Source organism: Lacticaseibacillus salsurae (assembly GCF_045862175.1).
GTDB lineage: Bacteria > Bacillota > Bacilli > Lactobacillales > Lactobacillaceae > Lacticaseibacillus > Lacticaseibacillus salsurae.
Window position 1 is genome coordinate 44,476 of record NZ_BAAFZI010000008.1, and the last position, 16,807, is coordinate 61,282.

General features: G+C 50.7%; 18 protein-coding genes. 4 read left to right on the forward strand and 14 right to left on the reverse strand.

Going from position 1 to position 16,807, the window contains the following annotated elements; all coding sequences use genetic code 11:
• Positions 1–2 precede the first annotated feature (2 nt).
• The 6 genes from ACKTSG_RS04515 to ACKTSG_RS04540 form a co-directional block, all read right to left on the reverse strand.
• Complete coding sequence (locus tag ACKTSG_RS04515) at positions 3–902, reverse strand: polyprenyl synthetase family protein (RefSeq protein ID WP_407892374.1); 900 nt, start codon at positions 900–902, stop codon at positions 3–5.
• Positions 887–2,605: a thiol reductant ABC exporter subunit CydC gene (gene cydC, locus ACKTSG_RS04520; RefSeq protein WP_407892376.1), complete on the reverse strand. Its 1,719-nt coding sequence runs from the start codon at positions 2,603–2,605 to the stop codon at positions 887–889. Before cydC ends, ACKTSG_RS04515 begins: the two co-directional genes overlap by 16 nt.
• Positions 2,592–4,316: a thiol reductant ABC exporter subunit CydD gene (gene cydD, locus ACKTSG_RS04525; protein WP_407892378.1), complete on the reverse strand. Its 1,725-nt coding sequence runs from the start codon at positions 4,314–4,316 to the stop codon at positions 2,592–2,594. The genes cydC and cydD overlap by 14 nt, the downstream gene beginning before the upstream one ends.
• Before the next feature lie 27 nt (positions 4,317–4,343).
• On the reverse strand, positions 4,344–5,345 hold the full coding sequence (gene cydB / locus ACKTSG_RS04530; protein ID WP_407892380.1) for a cytochrome d ubiquinol oxidase subunit II: 1,002 nt from the start codon (positions 5,343–5,345) through the stop codon (positions 4,344–4,346).
• Complete coding sequence (locus ACKTSG_RS04535; protein WP_407892382.1) at positions 5,342–6,757, reverse strand: cytochrome ubiquinol oxidase subunit I; 1,416 nt, start codon at positions 6,755–6,757, stop codon at positions 5,342–5,344. Before ACKTSG_RS04535 ends, cydB begins: the two co-directional genes overlap by 4 nt.
• Positions 6,758–6,910: 153 nt before the next feature.
• The gene (locus ACKTSG_RS04540; protein ID WP_407892385.1) at positions 6,911–8,212 is read right to left on the reverse strand and encodes a thymidine phosphorylase; all 1,302 of its coding nucleotides are present in this window, start codon (positions 8,210–8,212) and stop codon (positions 6,911–6,913) included.
• Between the two features lie 56 nt (positions 8,213–8,268).
• Here ACKTSG_RS04540 and add point away from each other — a divergent pair, with 56 nt between their 5' ends.
• The gene (add, locus tag ACKTSG_RS04545; RefSeq protein WP_407892387.1) at positions 8,269–9,279 is read left to right on the forward strand and encodes an adenosine deaminase; all 1,011 of its coding nucleotides are present in this window, start codon (positions 8,269–8,271) and stop codon (positions 9,277–9,279) included.
• A gap of 334 nt (positions 9,280–9,613) precedes the next feature.
• Here add and ACKTSG_RS04550 read toward each other — a convergent pair whose 3' ends face one another.
• Positions 9,614–10,780: a GNAT family N-acetyltransferase gene (locus ACKTSG_RS04550; protein WP_407892389.1), complete on the reverse strand. Its 1,167-nt coding sequence runs from the start codon at positions 10,778–10,780 to the stop codon at positions 9,614–9,616.
• Between the two features lie 165 nt (positions 10,781–10,945).
• Between ACKTSG_RS04550 and ACKTSG_RS04555 the strand changes: the two genes are divergently transcribed.
• Positions 10,946–11,188, forward strand: a complete 243-nt coding sequence (locus ACKTSG_RS04555) for a hypothetical protein (RefSeq protein ID WP_407892391.1) — start codon at positions 10,946–10,948, stop codon at positions 11,186–11,188.
• Here the strand turns inward: ACKTSG_RS04555 and ACKTSG_RS04560 are convergent.
• The gene (locus tag ACKTSG_RS04560) at positions 11,172–11,660 is read right to left on the reverse strand and encodes a hypothetical protein (RefSeq protein ID WP_407892393.1); all 489 of its coding nucleotides are present in this window, start codon (positions 11,658–11,660) and stop codon (positions 11,172–11,174) included. The genes ACKTSG_RS04555 and ACKTSG_RS04560 overlap by 17 nt on opposite strands.
• A gap of 127 nt (positions 11,661–11,787) precedes the next feature.
• On the opposite strand from ACKTSG_RS04560, the gene ACKTSG_RS04565 reads away from it, so the two are divergent.
• Positions 11,788–11,958 carry a hypothetical protein gene (locus tag ACKTSG_RS04565; protein WP_407892395.1) on the forward strand — a complete coding sequence of 57 codons (171 nt, stop codon included), beginning with the start codon at positions 11,788–11,790 and terminating at the stop codon, positions 11,956–11,958.
• Here ACKTSG_RS04565 and ACKTSG_RS04570 read toward each other — a convergent pair.
• The 3 genes from ACKTSG_RS04570 to ACKTSG_RS04580 form a co-directional block, all read right to left on the reverse strand.
• Entirely contained in the window at positions 11,935–12,372 is a 438-nt protein-coding gene (locus ACKTSG_RS04570; protein ID WP_407892397.1) for a hypothetical protein, read from the reverse strand. The genes ACKTSG_RS04565 and ACKTSG_RS04570 overlap by 24 nt on opposite strands.
• Before the next feature lie 280 nt (positions 12,373–12,652).
• Positions 12,653–13,555: a DMT family transporter gene (locus tag ACKTSG_RS04575; RefSeq protein ID WP_407892399.1), complete on the reverse strand. Its 903-nt coding sequence runs from the start codon at positions 13,553–13,555 to the stop codon at positions 12,653–12,655.
• Positions 13,556–13,636: 81 nt separating this feature from the next.
• Complete coding sequence (locus tag ACKTSG_RS04580; RefSeq protein ID WP_125709314.1) at positions 13,637–14,083, reverse strand: universal stress protein; 447 nt, start codon at positions 14,081–14,083, stop codon at positions 13,637–13,639.
• Between the two features lie 261 nt (positions 14,084–14,344).
• Here ACKTSG_RS04580 and ACKTSG_RS04585 point away from each other — a divergent pair, with 261 nt between their 5' ends.
• Positions 14,345–14,746, forward strand: coding sequence for a helix-turn-helix domain-containing protein (locus tag ACKTSG_RS04585; protein WP_407892401.1), 402 nt, complete (start codon positions 14,345–14,347; stop codon positions 14,744–14,746).
• A gap of 117 nt (positions 14,747–14,863) precedes the next feature.
• Here the strand turns inward: ACKTSG_RS04585 and ACKTSG_RS04590 are convergent, their stop codons facing one another.
• The 3 genes from ACKTSG_RS04590 to ACKTSG_RS04600 form a co-directional block, all read right to left on the reverse strand.
• The gene (locus ACKTSG_RS04590; RefSeq protein WP_407892403.1) at positions 14,864–15,442 is read right to left on the reverse strand and encodes a class I SAM-dependent methyltransferase; all 579 of its coding nucleotides are present in this window, start codon (positions 15,440–15,442) and stop codon (positions 14,864–14,866) included.
• 117 nt (positions 15,443–15,559) lie between these two features.
• Complete coding sequence (locus tag ACKTSG_RS04595; RefSeq protein ID WP_407892405.1) at positions 15,560–15,925, reverse strand: hypothetical protein; 366 nt, start codon at positions 15,923–15,925, stop codon at positions 15,560–15,562.
• 36 nt (positions 15,926–15,961) lie between these two features.
• Positions 15,962–16,747 (reverse strand): tyrosine-protein phosphatase, encoded by a 786-nt coding sequence (locus ACKTSG_RS04600; RefSeq protein ID WP_407892407.1) that lies wholly within the window; start codon positions 16,745–16,747, stop codon positions 15,962–15,964.
• Positions 16,748–16,807 lie beyond the last annotated feature (60 nt).

Below are 16,807 nucleotides of genomic sequence, written 5' to 3' on the forward strand. Positions count from 1 at the left end.
CTTCACCTGTTTCGCGTTAAGACCAATTCAGCGATCGCCGTTAAGTGATTTTTATTCGGACCACTGGGAAAAGCTTCCAAAGCCTTCATGGCCTGTTGTTGATACGTGATCGCCAATTGTTGTGCTGGCGGGACGCCAAGGCGCTTGATCTCAGCAAAAGCCTGGCTTCGCTGATCGCTTTGCGCAAGCATCGCGGCCAGTTGCTCATCACTTGCAGCCAACGCATAAATAATCGGCAACGAATACACACCATTTTTGAGATCTTGGTCGATCGGCTTTTGCAATTGGGCATTCGTGCCGGTGAAATCCAACACATCATCCACGATTTGAAAACTCATCCCCAAGTTGCGTCCAAATTCACCAGCAAGCTTGGGGTCCACTTGGCCTAACGTCGCCCCAACTTCTGTGGCCAAGCCAAATAATGCCGCGGACTTGCCAGTGATCTGACGCAAATAAGTGGCCACGTCAACGGCTTTAGGGGCAAAGTTTTGCGCCAGTTCGCCCATAAAAATCGCCTGCATCACTTGGGCTTGTGGCGTCAGCGAGAGAGCGGTTTCCGCCAGCAACTTAAAATACACGGCAAACATAAAATCGCCAGCATAAATCGCCGCACGATTGCCAGCAATTGGGGCAATGGTCGGCTCACTGCGACGCAACTTGGCGTCGTCAAGCACGTCATCATGCAACAAAGTCGCCAAATGCAAGGCCTCGATCGCCGCGGCAGCAGTGATCACTTGGGTCTCATTAGATTGGCCAAAGTCAGCAAAATCCAACAACAGCTGGGCGCGCAACATTTTACCGCCAGCTTGGATCTGGGCTTTGACCAAGGCTTCAACTGGTGGTGCTTCTAATTTCACATGCGCCAATAACTTGGCTTGAATCGCGCTTAATCGTGCATCCATGATGCCCACCCCGAATCTAAGTTGATCAGTGCTTGATAATCAGGATCTGTTGCCAGCAGCGTTTGCGGATTGCCTAGGCGTTTGACCTGGCCTGAAGCGATAAATACCACTTGGTCCATCGCTTGCACCCCTTGCAAATGATGCGTCACCCAAATCACTGTTTGCTTTTGTAATACGTCAAAAATCGTGGCCAACAAATCGCGTTCCAATACCGGATCTAGTCCCACTGTCGGTTCATCTAAAATCACCAGCGGCTGCTGTTGCACTAAAATTTGCGCGATGGCCACGCGCTGTTTTTCCCCACCAGACAAACTCAACCCTGCTTCTTGGATCGGCGTCTCAAGCCCTTGCGGCAAGTTGCGCACCAAATCAGCGAGTTTCACTTGAGTCAACACCTGCCACAATTCTTCGTCAGAAGCGTTGGGCTTGGCCAACAACAAATTGGCTTTGATCGACGTGTTGAACAAAAATGGCGCTTGTGGCAACACACTAAACGCTGGATGCTGTTGGTCTTGATAAGTCGAGATCGGCACGCCGTCAACAGTGATCTGGCCTTTCGTTGGCGTTAGTTGACCTTGCAACAGATCCAATAGCGTGGTTTTTCCCACGCCGCTGGTGCCTAAGATCGCCACTTTTTGCCCGCGCGTCACGTTAAAGGAAATGGATTTCAAAATCGCCTGCTCAGCTTTGGGATAAGTAAACCCAACGTGATCGATTTGCAACGTGTGAAACTCAGTCGGCCAAGGCTTCGTCGCGGTTTGTACCAGTGGCGTTTGGTCCAGCGCTTGCAGGCGCTCAAACTTGGCATCATCGCCGACCATAGACACCACCCCATCGCCGCCAGCCATCAAGGGCTCTGCCAGCGGAAAGATCACCAATACCACTGCGCCGACCCAGTTGGCTAAACTCGGCGCTTGGGTCAAGTGCGCGCTGGCCCATACCAATAACACCAGTGGCAATAACAAAAACCAAAGCTGGCTGAGCAACTGCCGCAACTGTGTTTGGCGCGTCAAGTGTGTATGCAAGCGTTGATAATCTTGCCAAGCGTTAGACGCAGTGGCGACAAAGCCAGCTTCTGAATGGCTCAACACCCAATCGCGTTGGCCTAAGATCGCATCATCGACGCCAACATAAGCTTGATGGAGCGCCTGATCGGCCGCGTGGATGGTGGCAGTCTGGCGCAATTTAAAGGCGATCGGCAAGCCCGCCAGTTGTCCCGCAGCCAATAACGCCATGACGAACACATCTTGCCAGGCAAAATACCCAGCCAGCAAACTCAAGATCACTGCCAAGACGCCAGCAACAATGGTCGGCAGTAAACTGCGCAAGAAATAGTTTTGCAGTTTGCCGACATCTTCAGCCAATAATGCCATGCCTTCGCCAACTGGCCGGGCACTTTTGACTTGGAGTTTGCGAAACAATTGTTGCCGCAACACGCTGGTATAATGCAAGACCCAGTTGTGGCTGACCAAGCGTTCTAAATATTGCGCCACTGGCCGGGTGATGCCAAATAGCCGCGTCAACACCACTGGCACATAGATCGCCGCAAATACCGGCATGCGCGCAGCAAAATCGATCAAATAGCCACTGGTAAACATCAACAATGCCGCGCTGATCGCTGTCAGTGTTGCCAAAGCGATCGCCAGCAGTGCTTGGCGGCGATATTGATGCATCGCCAAGCGGACCCAATTATTTTGGTGCATGAAGCTCACCTCCAAGCGTTTGGACCAATTGTTGAAAGGCCTGAGAGTGTTGCGCCAAGTCGCTTGGCGTGCCTGCTGCCACCAGCTGACCATGCGCCATCACCAACACCAGATCCATCACGGACAACCAGTGCAAGCGATGCGTCGCCATGATCACCAAATGCTGGTCGAACAACGGCGTCATGGTGTTTTTCAGGGCCAGTTCAGTTTCGATATCCAAATGCGCCGTGGGTTCATCAAATAACCACACTGCCCGCTTGGCATCGAGCAACGTGCGCGCTAAGGCGATGCGTTGCGCTTGCCCGCCTGAGATCCCGCGCCCACCCGCACCGATGCGCGTTTGTAAACCTTCTGGTAAGGTCGCCAAGAAATCTTGCAACCCCGCTTGATCCGCGGCTTGGGCCACTTGGTCGTCAGTGGCGTTTGGGTGATAAAACTTTAAATTTGCCGCAATGGTATCAGCAAAAATGTATGGCGTTTGGGGAATATAGCTGATCTGCTGTTGCCAATCGGCTTGGTTGAACGTTTCCAGCAACGTCCCATTTAAATCGATCATGCCGCTTTTTGGCGTCAAAAAGCCGGCTAACGTATTCAGCAAAGTGGTTTTGCCAGAACCGCTTGCGCCGATGATCGCGACTTTTTGAAAGCCAGAAAGCTTGAAAGTCACCTGCGACGAGGCTTGCTGGTCACCGTAATGGACCGTTAAGTCCTGCACCTGCATTTGGGCGTTGGCATTCCAAGGCAATACCGGTTGGCTTGCAACTTTAGGTTCTGGTTGCGCCAGTAGCGCCCAAGTCGCTTCAAAAGCAGTTTTACCATTTAACGTCGCGTGATAATCAGCACCAAATGCCCGGATCGGCATAAAGTATTCCGGCGCCAAGATCAAACTCAGCAGTGCCGGCAATAACGTGACGCGCCCGGCTAACAGATCCAGTCCTAAAAATACCGCCACCACCGCGATCGCTAACGTGGCAAAAAAATCCATCGCAAATCCAGACAACATCGCCACTTTTAACACACTCATGGTTTGTTTGCGAAAGCGTTCCGACACTGAATACACGCGCTGATCGTAATCTTTGACCCCTAACCCGTCTAAAGACGCCATGCCGCGCAAGGCATCTTGAAAGTGATTGGTCAACTTGGCAAAGCCGGCATATTGCACATTAGCGCGGTCTTTTGCGGCTAAACCTAAAATCACCATGAAGCCGATGATCACTGGAAACAATAACAACAAGGCGATGCCAGACTTCAACGACTGGATACTGACCGCGACAAATACCGCTATCGGGATCACCAATAGCGGTACTAATTTATTAAATGTCAGCGCCAAATACGCTTCGATCTCAGTACTGCCAGCTAAGAGTTGGGTGACTACCGAGCCGCTACCGATTTGGGCGACAGTTGACGGTCCTAAACGGAACAACTTGTGCAACAACTTGGTAAGCAGTTGGTCACTTTGGACTTGCGCAAACGCTTGGCTGAGGCTTTCGCGGGCAAAAGTGGTCACTTGCCGCACACCATAAGCCAACGCAAATACCAATACAAACGTTGCCACTTGCGCCAAGGCTTGGCCGTGCCACAACAACACGATCGCTTGCGCCAAACCAAATGCTTGGGCGATGATGGCCAAGGCTTCTAACACGGTCAACATGAACAATTGAAGTAATAATTTTTTGGCGCCTGATAGCGCCAATAATCGTCGATCAAACATTGGCAAGCTCCCCCTTGCACCAACAACTTACGACAGTTCTGGGACCCGCTTGTGAAAAACCACATACGCCCAGATGAAATACGCCAACGCGATCGGTAACAATACCACCGTTACGCCAGTCATGATCGTCAACGTCAGATTCGACGCCGACGCTTGGGTGATCAATAACGAATTGGCCGCATTTTTGGCGATCAAGACCCGCGGGAACAACCCGTTAAAAATCAAGCACACCACTAACGCCAACGCCGAGCCGCTGGCGATCAATGACAAGCCTTCACGATTTTTCATGATCGCCAAATGTTCCACCACGATCGCCAATACGATCAAGCCCACGATGAGGCCTGAACTGATCGGCCGCTTCGCAAAAAAGTCAGTGAAGAAAAATACCAAAATTGCAAATACCACCGCGCCAGCATATAACACCCAGATCAGCACCTGGTTATAAGCCAAAGCCCGCTTACGCAAGGCACCAGTGGTTTTTAAGCGGATGAAATTCAACCCGTGCATGAAACACATCAAAGTCACTGCCACGCCGCCAACTAAGGTCAATAAGTTGACTTGTTCGCCGAAGCTGGCATAAATATCCATATGCGCGTCGATGGTCAGCGGTTGAATGATCGCTGTAAAGATCATCCCCAGCAAAAACGGCGGCAACACGCTACCGATAAATAGCGCCCAGCGCCAAATATCGCGACCGGCTTGGCTTTGGGCATGCGCCGCAAATTCAAACGACACCCCGCGCAAGATCAACCCTACCAACACCAAGAAAAATAAAATGTAAAACCCCGAAAACAAGCTGGCATACCACAGCGGATAAGACGCAAACATCGCCCCGCCAGCGGTGATCAGCCACACTTCATTGCCATCCCAATGTGGACCGATGGTGGCGACCAATTGTTTGCGCTCGGCTTCATTTTTGGCTAACAGCCGTGTGGCCATGCCAACGCCAAAGTCAAACCCTTCTAAAACGAAAAAACCGATAAATAAGACTGCCAACAGCAGAAACCATAATAATTGTAATGGGCTCATGACAGCTTCCCCTCCAATGGCGTGATCTCATCGATACCGTAATTCAGCGTACCTGGTGCGTCTGGTCCCATGACCAAGTTCTGATGGCTGAAATACACCATCACCCCGCCCAGTAAGCTGAAAATCAACAAGTAAGCGATATTGGAAAACCATAGCTGACCTGCCGTTGTCGTTGGGCTGATGGCATCTTGAATGGTGTACAGCCCGTAGACGGTCCAAGGATAACGGCCTAATTCGGTGATCAACCAACCAGCAGTGTTAAGCAAAAACGGTACCCACAAGGCGATCCCAAGTAGCCACAAGACCCAGCGCTTGGCGATCAAGGTGTTATTTTTCTTGCGGCTGAACCATAAACCTAATGCCCCCACTAAGGCCAAGGCGACGCCGCCACCAGACATTACCCGAAATGACCAAAACAAGGTCTTCACTGGCACATAATAATTCTTGTCTTTGCCGTATTTGGCTTGTAGCTCGGCATTGGCTGAATCCATGCCTTTCACTTGGCCAGTGGTTTTATGATAAGACAGCAAACTCAGCAAGACAGGCACGTCAACAGCATGCGACACCTGATGATTTTTGCTGTCGATCAATTCCACCACCGTCCAAGCTGCTGGGTCGCCGGAATCTTTGTAGATCCCTTCAGTGGCGGCAAATTTCATCGGCTGATCTTTGATAATGAATTGCGTTTGCAAATCGCCGACACCGATCGCGCCGACGACCGCCACTAAGCCGACAATCAAGCCAACTCGCAGCGACTGTAAGTAAAAAGCTTCATGGTCGTGTTTCAACAAGCGCCATGCTGCCATGCCTGCCACCGCAAACCCAGCAGTGGTAAAGGCGCCAAAAATCACATGCGGAAATTCCACCCATAATTGCGGATTGGTGATCACCGCCCCAAAGTCCACTAACTTCACTCGGCCAGTGGTTTGATTGATCGCAAAACCGGTGGGATGTTGCATAAAGGAATTCGCGCTTAAGATCCAAATCGCCGAAAGCGTGGTGCCTAACCATACCAACCAGATCATTGCCGCATGCATTGCTGGCTTGAAGCGATCCCAGGTGAACATCCACAACCCGATAAACGTCGATTCCATGAAAAACGCCAACAGCGCTTCAATGGCCAATGGTGCGCCAAAAATATCCCCCATAAAGCGCGAATAATTCGACCAATTCATCCCAAATTGGAATTCTTGAATGATCCCAGTGACCACCCCAACGGCAAAACTCAACAAGAAGATCTTGCCCCAAAATAAGGTCATTTGTTTATATAATGGCTTTTTCGTGCGCACGAACATGGTTTCCATAATGGCTGTCACCAACGCCATGCCGATACTAAATGGGACAAAGAAAAAATGAAACACGGTGGTCATCGCAAATTGAAATCGTGCCAACTCCAACACCGTTGCACCCATACTGCCGCCCTCCTTTGCTTTGCCTATGCCGAAAGATCGTGACCAAACTCCCCCAAGCGTTGACGATTCTAGCCATAGACAATAAGCGTTTACATTTGACAGCATAATAATACCGCGGTTAAACAAGCTAACCGCGGCAAGATTCGTAAACATTTATTTGATAATCTGGTGGATCAATGGCGTTGGCGTCGGCTTTTCGGCGGTGATCGTATACGCTGATCGGACCGCATCGACGATCATGTGCGGATCGACTTCGCTGGCATACGCCACCGCTAAGGTATCGCCGACGGAAACCGGTGTCTCTAACTTCTTATGCAAAACCAACCCAGCAGTCAGATCAAGGGTGTCATCTTGTTGGGCGCGCCCGCCGCCGATCTGCATCACTGCCACACCCAAGGCTTTGGTATCGATAGCGCCGACAAATCCGGCACTTTCAGCTTTGATCGCCACTTTTTGGCTGGCTTGTGGCAAGCGTCTGGGGTCATCTAATACGCGCACATCCCCGCCTTGCGCTTGAACCAGTTGCTTGAATGCCCGCATCGCGCGGCCATCGCGCAAAGCGTCTTCAGCCATCCCGATGCCCAGTTCTAAGGTGTCGGCACGCTTTCCTAATACCAGCATATGTGCCGCTTGAGTCACTAACAGCTGATGAACATCTTGGGGGCCGCGACCTTTTAACACTGCGATAGATTCCGCGACTTCCAGCGAATTGCCAATGGTGATCCCTAAAGGCTGATTCATATCTGTGATCAAGGCATGCGCTTTAACGCCATTGGCTTTGGCGATGCTGATCAAGGCTTTGGCCAATTTCTCTGCGGCAGCATCATCTGGCATAAAGGCGCCATTGCCACTTTTGACATCAAACACTAAGGCATCCGTGCCACTGGCAAGTTTCTTGGACATGATCGACGCGGCGATCAAAGGCGTTGACGCGACCGTGCCAGTCACGTCGCGCAAAGCGTACAAGCGCTTGTCTGCTGGGGCCAAGTCAGTGCTAGCTTGAGTGATGGCTTGATGGATCGTCGCCACTTGGTCGATAAATTGTTTGGTGGTGAGCTGTACGTTGAAATTCGGGATACTTTCTAATTTATCCAAGGTGCCGCCGGTAAACCCAAGCCCGCGCCCAGAGATCATCGGCACCGGCACACCAAGGCTAGCCATTAATGGCAACAACGGAATGGTCAACTTATCGCCAACGCCGCCAGTAGAGTGTTTGTCGACTTTGACGCCAGCAATGGCACTTAGATCCAGCCGCTGGCCTGACGCCAACATCGCTTGAGCCAGCGTGGCTTGTTCTGAGTCGGTCATGCCGTTAAAATAGATCGCCATCAACATCGCGCTCATTTGATAATCTGGGATCTTTTCCGCGACGTAATGTTGGATCATCCAATTGATCTCTTCGGCTGTCATTTCGTGGTGATCGCGTTTTTTGGCGATCAAGTCGACCATTCGCATCTTATCGAAGCCTCCTATAAATTGTGCTACACTGATTGAAATTGGAGGGTTGCCCCATGACTTCATTGTATCACCACTTGCCTAAAGTTGAATTACATTGCCACTTGGACGGTTCTTTGTCGTTGGCTGCGATCCGCAAGTTAGCCCATATGGCAGACATTTCGCTACCAGCCAGCGACGCGGCATTGACCCAGCTGGTACAAGCGCCAAGAGATGCGGCCACATTGCTGGACTACTTGCGACCTTTTGACGTGATCCGGCCACTGCTACAAACGCAAGCGGCGTTAAAGTTGGCGGCTTATGACGTGGTCAAACAAGCCGCCCAAGAAAATGTCCGCTATATCGAGATCCGCTTTGCGCCAGAATTTTCCCTGGATCTTGGCTTATCCGTCGCGCAAACCATTGAAGCAGTCGTCGCCGGGTTACATCAAGCAATGGCCGAATTTGATGTGGTCGCTGCGTGTTTGGTGTGTGGGATGCGGCAATCTGACCCAGCGTTGAACGCCCAAATTTTTAAAGCGGCAGCTGAGAGCAAAGGCTTGGCAGGGTTTGATTTTGCTGGCAATGAAGCCGATTATCCCACGGCAGTGCTCACTGACACCATCGCTTATGCCAAAAGCTTAGGCGTGCCCTTGACCTTACATGCCGGCGAATGCCATTGCGTGCAAAATATTCGCGATGCCATCAACCAAGGCGTCCGCCGCATCGGCCACGCCACGGCGTTACAAGATCATCCAGACGCGATCGCCGAATTTGTCGACGCCAACGCGTTAGCGGAGCTGTGTTTGACCAGCAACTTGCAAACCAAAGCCGCCAAGCATTTCGCCGATTATCCATATCCTGCGTTAATGGCCGCCCACGCGCGCCTTTGCATCAATACCGACAACCGCACTGTATCCAACACCACGTTAACGCGCGAATACCAACTCTTTGCCGAACACTTCCAGACGAGGGTCGCCGACTTTCTGCGATTCAACCGCGAAGCTTGTGCCGGCAGCTTCCAATCAGACGCCGCCAAAAAAGCATTAGATCAACGCTTGCAACAAGAATATGCCCCGTATTTATAAGATCAGGCTGTAACATCAAGCGGGCTTAGCCCAACGCACAAGCGCCTTTGCGCCTCGCATTCGCTTTTTGAATGCGTGGTGTGAAGGTGTTTGTGTGTTGGGGCGTTGCTTGATGGCACGCGACTAGGTCAGGCTGTGACATCAAGCGGGCTTAGCCCAACGCACAAGCGTCTTTGCGCCTCGCATTCGCTTTTTGAATGCGCGGTGCGAAGGTGTTTGTGTGTTTGAGCGTTGCTTGATGGCACGCAACTAGATCAGGCTGTAACATCAAGCGCTTTTAGCCCAATACAACTAAAATCAGGCCAGCTCGCAAAATGTGAGCTGGCCTGATTGATTAGAAGTAATCGTAAAGTTGCGTTTGATGCGGGATAAAAATATCTGACAATACGCCAATGGCATAAGCATCCCCATCGACCAAACCTAAATTATACAAATCGCGTAGCCGCCGGACCCCAAAGGTCGCTTTGACAAGTTGTTGCTCAGACAAAGTGACCGCCGGCGTCCCTTTTTTGACAGGTTCAAAGCTGACGCGACCATCGTCAATGGCCAACTGCCACAAGCCACTATTTTCGGGGATGAAGTCATCATTGACTTGCAAGATCACTGGGGCCAAGTCGCTCACTTGGTACGGGTAGCGTTGCATGAAGTCTTGCAGATCCACGATCCGCGCCATCATGTATGCGGTAGCACTGCTTGTTAACACCAAAGGTTCTGGGAACAAGTCATGTAGCGGCGCCAAGTTGCCAGTGGTGTACACGAACTTGGCAAACGCTGAGCGATGCCCGCCGACAAACCGTCCTAACGCGATCAAGGCGTTGAGATCGTCATACATCAACTCGTGCAAGATAAACGTATCGCCGGCGCGCTCGTAGATCACATACCCTGTCGCCCGCTCGCCCATCATCGCCACTGCCACTTCACGTGCTGGATAATGATCGGCCAAGTTCAGCCACCACCAATCGGCACGCACCAAACCGCCGCGGGTGGAGACTTTATTGCGGTCATACACTTCTTGCATCGCGTTGATCGCCGCGGCAAAGCGCATCCGCTTCACTGACACCGCCGCATTAGGCCGCGGCAGTTTGGGAAAATCGCTGGCGTTTAATTCATGCGTCATTTGATCAAAGGCGCCTTCATACCCAAACCGCCGATAAAACGTCGCTGAAAATGGCGCTAGATACGACAGCGTTTCGCCATTTTCGCGCATTTTGGCAAAAGCTTCATGCATGATCGCGGTAATGCCGCCATTACCGCCTGCTTCTGGATAACTGGCGACATACCCAATGCCGCCCATTTTGTAAGTCACGCCGGCAAAATCCACCGCAAAATGGGTGTTTAACAACCCGCTTTGCAAAGGCGCGCCGATGCCCCAAGCATCTGAATGCGCGTATAAACTGGCAAACGCGGCATCGCGATGCGGCGATTGCGGCTTGTTGAACGCATACCGGGCCAACGCATAAAACTCTGCTTCTTGCCCTGCTGGTAGTAATTGAACGGTCATGTTTCTCCTCCTTGATCAAGCACTTTTACAATCAGTATAGACCAATTTTGCTCCTATTGCATCCTTTATGAAAACGCAAGCAAGTCTTCACGAAATCATCACGCCAACTTGAGAATTCCACCACATCCACCAAGTAAATTGAACCTATCGAAAGGATGAGTGCTGATGTTACGAAACGAATTAGAAGTCTTTACCGTTAAACTAGAAACCATCGATTATCCCAATATCCAAGCCCACACCGAAACTGGGGCAGAACTTGTGATCCACACCAATCAAAAACAGCGCGAAGACCCGGCCTTTTGGCAAAGTGTTCGCGCAATTTTAAAAGCTCATTTATGGGTGCCAGTAACCAGGTACCAGCATGAATTATCGGATTCTGATTGGTTGGCGCCTAAGCTTGCCATTTAGCAAACGTGTGCGCCGCCACGATCAACGTCACCATGGCATCTGGGGATAAGGCGTTGGATTCGGTTTCCAAATGGCCAGTCGTCGCCACTGCCCCGATGACTTCCAAGCCGAACTTAATGATGTTCAAGTCCTTTTTAGGTTGGTAGCCGCCTTCAAAAACTGGTTCGTGGTTGTAAGTGAAGTTGAGATGATCGTCAGTGATCGAGCCATCCACATGGTTGACCATCACCCGATCTTCAAGTTCAGCAAGTGGGGCTTTGTCTGCCAACAAGTTCAACTTGTGATCAGATTCATGGCGGTCATAGTGACCTTGCAGCGTATCTAAGTAAGCCGTGGCAGGGTGTTTCAACACCTTTAAATAATCCACAACGGCTTGCACTTTGGCTTCTGGAAATACGGCTGATTTTGCCAACAGCGCATCTGATTGGGCTTCCAGCCAGTCGGCTAATTCACTAATGCTATATTGCTCCATGGGGACCTCCAGTTAACTTTTCTGGTAACTATTGTATCATTATCCGCGCCAACTGTAACCCAGTGGTAACGTCAAAGCTTATGAAAACGGTTATACTAAAAGTAGAAAGACTGAGGAGGGATGCAAAATGACAACACCGACACATGAATTACCGATGTATGACGCCTTCGGGAAGCCGACGGAACTTAAGCCTAAGATCACCTACAAGTTGCGGGTCAAAAATGGCTACATCTTGGCGTTGTTGCCTGATCAGCATCAACGCCGGCTCCCGAATCTACTCGCGGATCATCATCGTTAAACTGTTGCGGTCAAGGCTGTGCCTTGGCCGTTTTTTCTTGCGTTGCGGTCCGAAAAGCTGGCGGCTACGGGGAATTGGCATCACTCCAGAAAACTGGCCAAGTTGCCGTGCGGCCGGCTTTAGAAATCGGCAAAACCCGCCGATGTTCTTACGCCTAAATATTGAACCAGCAAAACCCGCTGTTTCAATATTTGCCGGTGAAATCTGCGGATGCCACCAAAGCCCGGTGTCATCTTTGATTTCACTTTCACGGCAATTGGCCAGCTTTCTTCCGCGACACCAATTCCCCTTCGCCACCAACTTTTCTGCTGCGCAGTCGATGACGTACAGACAAAACCACCCCAGTCGGGCGCATTCACTGACACAGTGGTTTGCCGCTAGTAGGTTATACACACTAGTGCCAAACCATGTCAAAGTCACGCCTCTTGTAAATGATTAAAGGATCGCAGTCATTTGAATTTGGGAGACCAGTCGAGAAAATCTGCGGGCGGAGGCAAAAAGCGCGGAGGCGGGCTGGTCATCAGCCGTGGGGGTCTTAGCGATTTATCGCTTAGACCCCAGCGAGAAGGAGATCCACTCGCGGTTTTTGCGAGTTAGCTCCGACGAACGGCATTGCGTTCCATGACCAGCCCGCCGGAGCACTTTTTGTCGGAGCCTGCAGATTTTCGTGCAGTCACAAATTCAAACGCCAACCTTAGCTTTCCGGTGCTTTTGGCTCCATTAAACTCATCAAGATCACTGCGGCAATAATGATCAAGCCGCCTAACAATTCGGCGCCAGTGAGTACAAAACCCATAAACAGTACCGACGTCAACGTGGCGCCAAGCGGCTCGAAGGCATCCAGCAAACTCACCGCCGTCACTGACACATATTGCAGCGCCATCAAATACAGCAAGTAAGCCACGATCGTCCCGGCGATCACCACAAACGCATACGCGCCCCAATCCAGCATGGACAAATGCGGGATGCGCGCCCACCAAGGGGTATTGATCGACAGCAATGCCCCGCCTAACAGCTGCGCCCATGCCGTCACTGTCAACGGCGAATATGTTTCCAGCAGCGCCGCAGGTAAAATCGCATAAGCTGCCGCGGCTAAAGCTGACAATAGCCCCCAAGTCAACGCTTGGGGACTGATGGCCAGTTGGGTCAAATGGCCTTTGGTCACCACCAATAGCGTCCCAAACATGGCCAAGGCGATCACTAACACATCTAAGCGCCGCGGTAACTCGCGCGTTTTCAAGGCGACGTAGATCACCACCACAACTGGCGACAAGAATTGTAAGATCGTGGCAGTCGGCGCATTGGCCACGGCGACGGCTTTGTAGTAAATATATTGCATGGCGATCATGCCAAATAAAATAAAGATCACCAATTGGCCAGCGGCTTTTTTATTTTGCCACGGGGCTAGGACTTGTTTGCCATCTATGGCAATGGCCAACACCATCGACACCACGCCGGCGAGAACCATTTTTGAGCTGATCAGCCAACTGACGCTGACATGATGGGCAAACAGCACTTCACTAGCAGGGCCTGAGATCCCCCAAAGCATTGCCGCCACCATCCCCATGATGATCCCAAGTAATCGTTTCTTACGCATCACTGACTCCAAGTGTTTTCTTTATTGTAACAAATCACGGCAAATAAAAAGCCAAGGCCAAGACCTTGACTTATCGAACCATTACGCAGTTTTGACGATCAATACATCACAAGGTGCCGTGCGGTTCACGTATTCAGTCACAGACCCAACCAATACGCGTTCCATGGCATTTAAGCCAGTGGCCCCAATGATGATCAAATCGATTTTATGGTCATGTGGGAAGTCCGTTGCGATAACGGTTTTGGGATTGCCAAACCGTACGTGAATGGCAACATCTTCCAAGCCCGCTTTTTTCGCCCGCTCGGATAAACCGTTGAGGTAGCTTTCGGCATCTTGGGTGAGTTGATAAACGGCATCACCGGAGATCATGCCACCATAGCCGCCGATGAACTGCTTGGTGTCAAGGACGTTCAAAATATCCAGATGTGCGTGGTTTGCGGCAGCCACTTTGACCGCTTTTTGGAACGCAAGCTCGGCTTCATCTGAGCCATCGACTGGCACTAACAATTGGTTATATTCTTGGTCCATCTGATCACTTCCTTTATTCTTATAAGATAAGCGTAAGCCAACGCGGCGGCGAAAACAAGTCTTAGCCGCCAATTTTGGCAAGCGCTTGCGAAGTGAAGCCACTGCGCTATTATTTTAAACCCCTTGCAAACGCGAACAGTGACCATCATGTAATAAAAAATTAAATAAATTCTGCGATAACGATTGCATTTTGTGCGTTAAAAAGTTAAATTATTATGTGTAGTGTCAGTCTCAAAAATTTAGAATCGTGGTGAAATATTAATGACAGAAACTGTTGGTAGTGCCTTACGCCAAACCCGTAAGAGCCGCGGCGAATCGATCGTCGAGGTGGCCAAGGCCACGCACACTTCTCCTGCTAGCTTCACCAAGTGGGAAAATGACCAAACTGTTCCCAGCGAACGCAGTATCCGCAAGCTCGCTGATTATTACGAAAGTGATCCGCTGGCGATCTTAGCGTTGGCTTATCCAGACAAATACGCCAAAGCCAAGAATGCTGCGCCTGATATCGAAGGCAAAACGGTGATCCGCCTTGAAGACCTATTGAGCAACAACACCGTATTGACTTATAACGATCAAGTCTTGTCCGCAACGAAAAAAGAACTTGTTGCTAGCTTTGCAGCAGGGCTTGTGATCGCCAGTGCCACCGACCCTGAAGCTGAATAACCATGGCCCGCTTAGAAAAATGGACCCGCAAAACAAAACCCCCAGTCAATACACGTTGACTGGGGGTTTTGTTTGATATTGCAGACATGTTACAAGCATAAAAATAATTAAAAATTCTTAATCACGGCGATGGGCGCGAGACGAAAACACCAAATGGATCTGCTCACGCGCCGCCAAGCGCGCATCAGTAATTTGATAAACCGTATCGATGGATAAGTTAGTGGTAAACAACGTATTCAACTGTGGCGCTTTGCCTGCCACCGGCTGAGCCAATGGCGTGGTGACTGCCGCAAGCATTTGGCCGTTATGTCGCAACAACTTCGCCAACACATGCGTGATCTGGCGTAAATCGTCTTGACCAAGATCAAACGTCCCCATGATCACATCATATGGGCCGGTCAACAATTTAAGTTCTGAATCTGGCATGATCCGATAGCGCAAGCGGTCTGAACTTGCGGTGGCGCGGGCATCAGAAATCGCTTGGGCGTCATGATCGACGCCTAATACTGCAATGGCGCCATGATTGATCGCACAGCGACAAAACCAGCCGTCACCAGCATGGATCGCCAGCACCCGCTTGCCGCTTAAGTTCGGCGCTTGTTTGGCGAGGGCTTGCCATAGCGGTTGGCGATCGCCGGTAGTCGTGGGCAAACTTTCCGGTTGATCAGAATGCATTTTTGGATAAAGGTCTGGCATGACTGACACGTCCTTTCGAAAATCATTATAGCGTATGGTCATCGCGATTGCACCGCCGCTAACCAAAAACCGACCCTTGGCAAGGGGCAACTCGTCAAGGGTCGGTTCAGGCTTGGATCAATCGACAAAAATCAATTCAAAGCGGTTTTGTTTGGTGTCTAAGTTAATGGCCACATGGCGGTTGAGGTCTTCCACCACATTGCGGGCAAACGTCATTTTATCTTCGAAATCTGAGATATTGGCGGTTTCAGGGTCGCTTTTGAAGTCGTAGTTTTCGCCGATAAAAGCCGGGTCAGACACATACTTCAAGTTATTTTCATCATGGCGACTGCCAGCTTTTAACACGTGATCGATATAGCGATAAAGCAAGTTTGGGCTGTAGTGCAATGGCTTCGTCAGCTCAGTGGTGATGGTAAAATCATGCGCATCTGAAATCATGGTGTCATTGACTTGAACTTGGGTCAATCCTTGATAAAGTTTCAACACCCTCACTCCTTTCTTACTACTTCCATTATAAGCCTATTCTAAATAAATAGCGCGTATGTCGCGGCGCTGAGCTGCAGTGACTTTCAACACATCGGTCAAATAATGATCCAATGACCCATAATGCCCGTTGATGGTCATCAGCGCTGAATCCAAATATTCATTGGACACCCCACCAAGCGAACGCGTCGACGCGATGAACGCCGGACCGGCCCCAGTTTGACGCGCTTCATTGACCATGCGTTCAGATTCTTCAGCCAAATACAGATTCGACGCCAAATAATCGCGGCGGATGGTGATCGGATCGACGCCTAATGCCGTCAACAAGTACACCGCCCCCATGCCAGTGCGATCTTTGCCGGCGCTGCAATGAAACAACAACGCGCCATCGCCTTCATTGGCCAATAACAGATCAAAGAATTCTCGATACGCTTTTTGCGCGCTAGGCAAAGTGACAATGTCAGCATAAGTATTCACCATGTTGCGAAACCCGCCAAGTGGATCTTTGGCTAACGCTTGGCGGCGCAATGCTTCGACTTTCACTGAGGCTTTGGTTTCATCAGTCGGAAATACCGGGTCAAAATGATACGCCGCACCTTGAGGCAAGCGATCAGGCTGGTCGCTTTGTTCTTGTGGTGAGCGGAAATCAACATCCACGCGGACACCGTAATCGGCTAAATAGCGCTGGTCGCGATCAGACAATTCATTCAACCGGCCTGAGCGGATCAGCTTGTGATAACGCAGCGTTTGGCCGGCTTTGGTGGTGTAGCCGCCTAAGTCTCGAAAGTTGAAACCATGATGGATCTTCAGCAATTCAGGCATGTTTCTGCCTCCTTTGGGTGATAGGTTCAGTATACAAGCCCAGCCAAAAAAACGCCACCA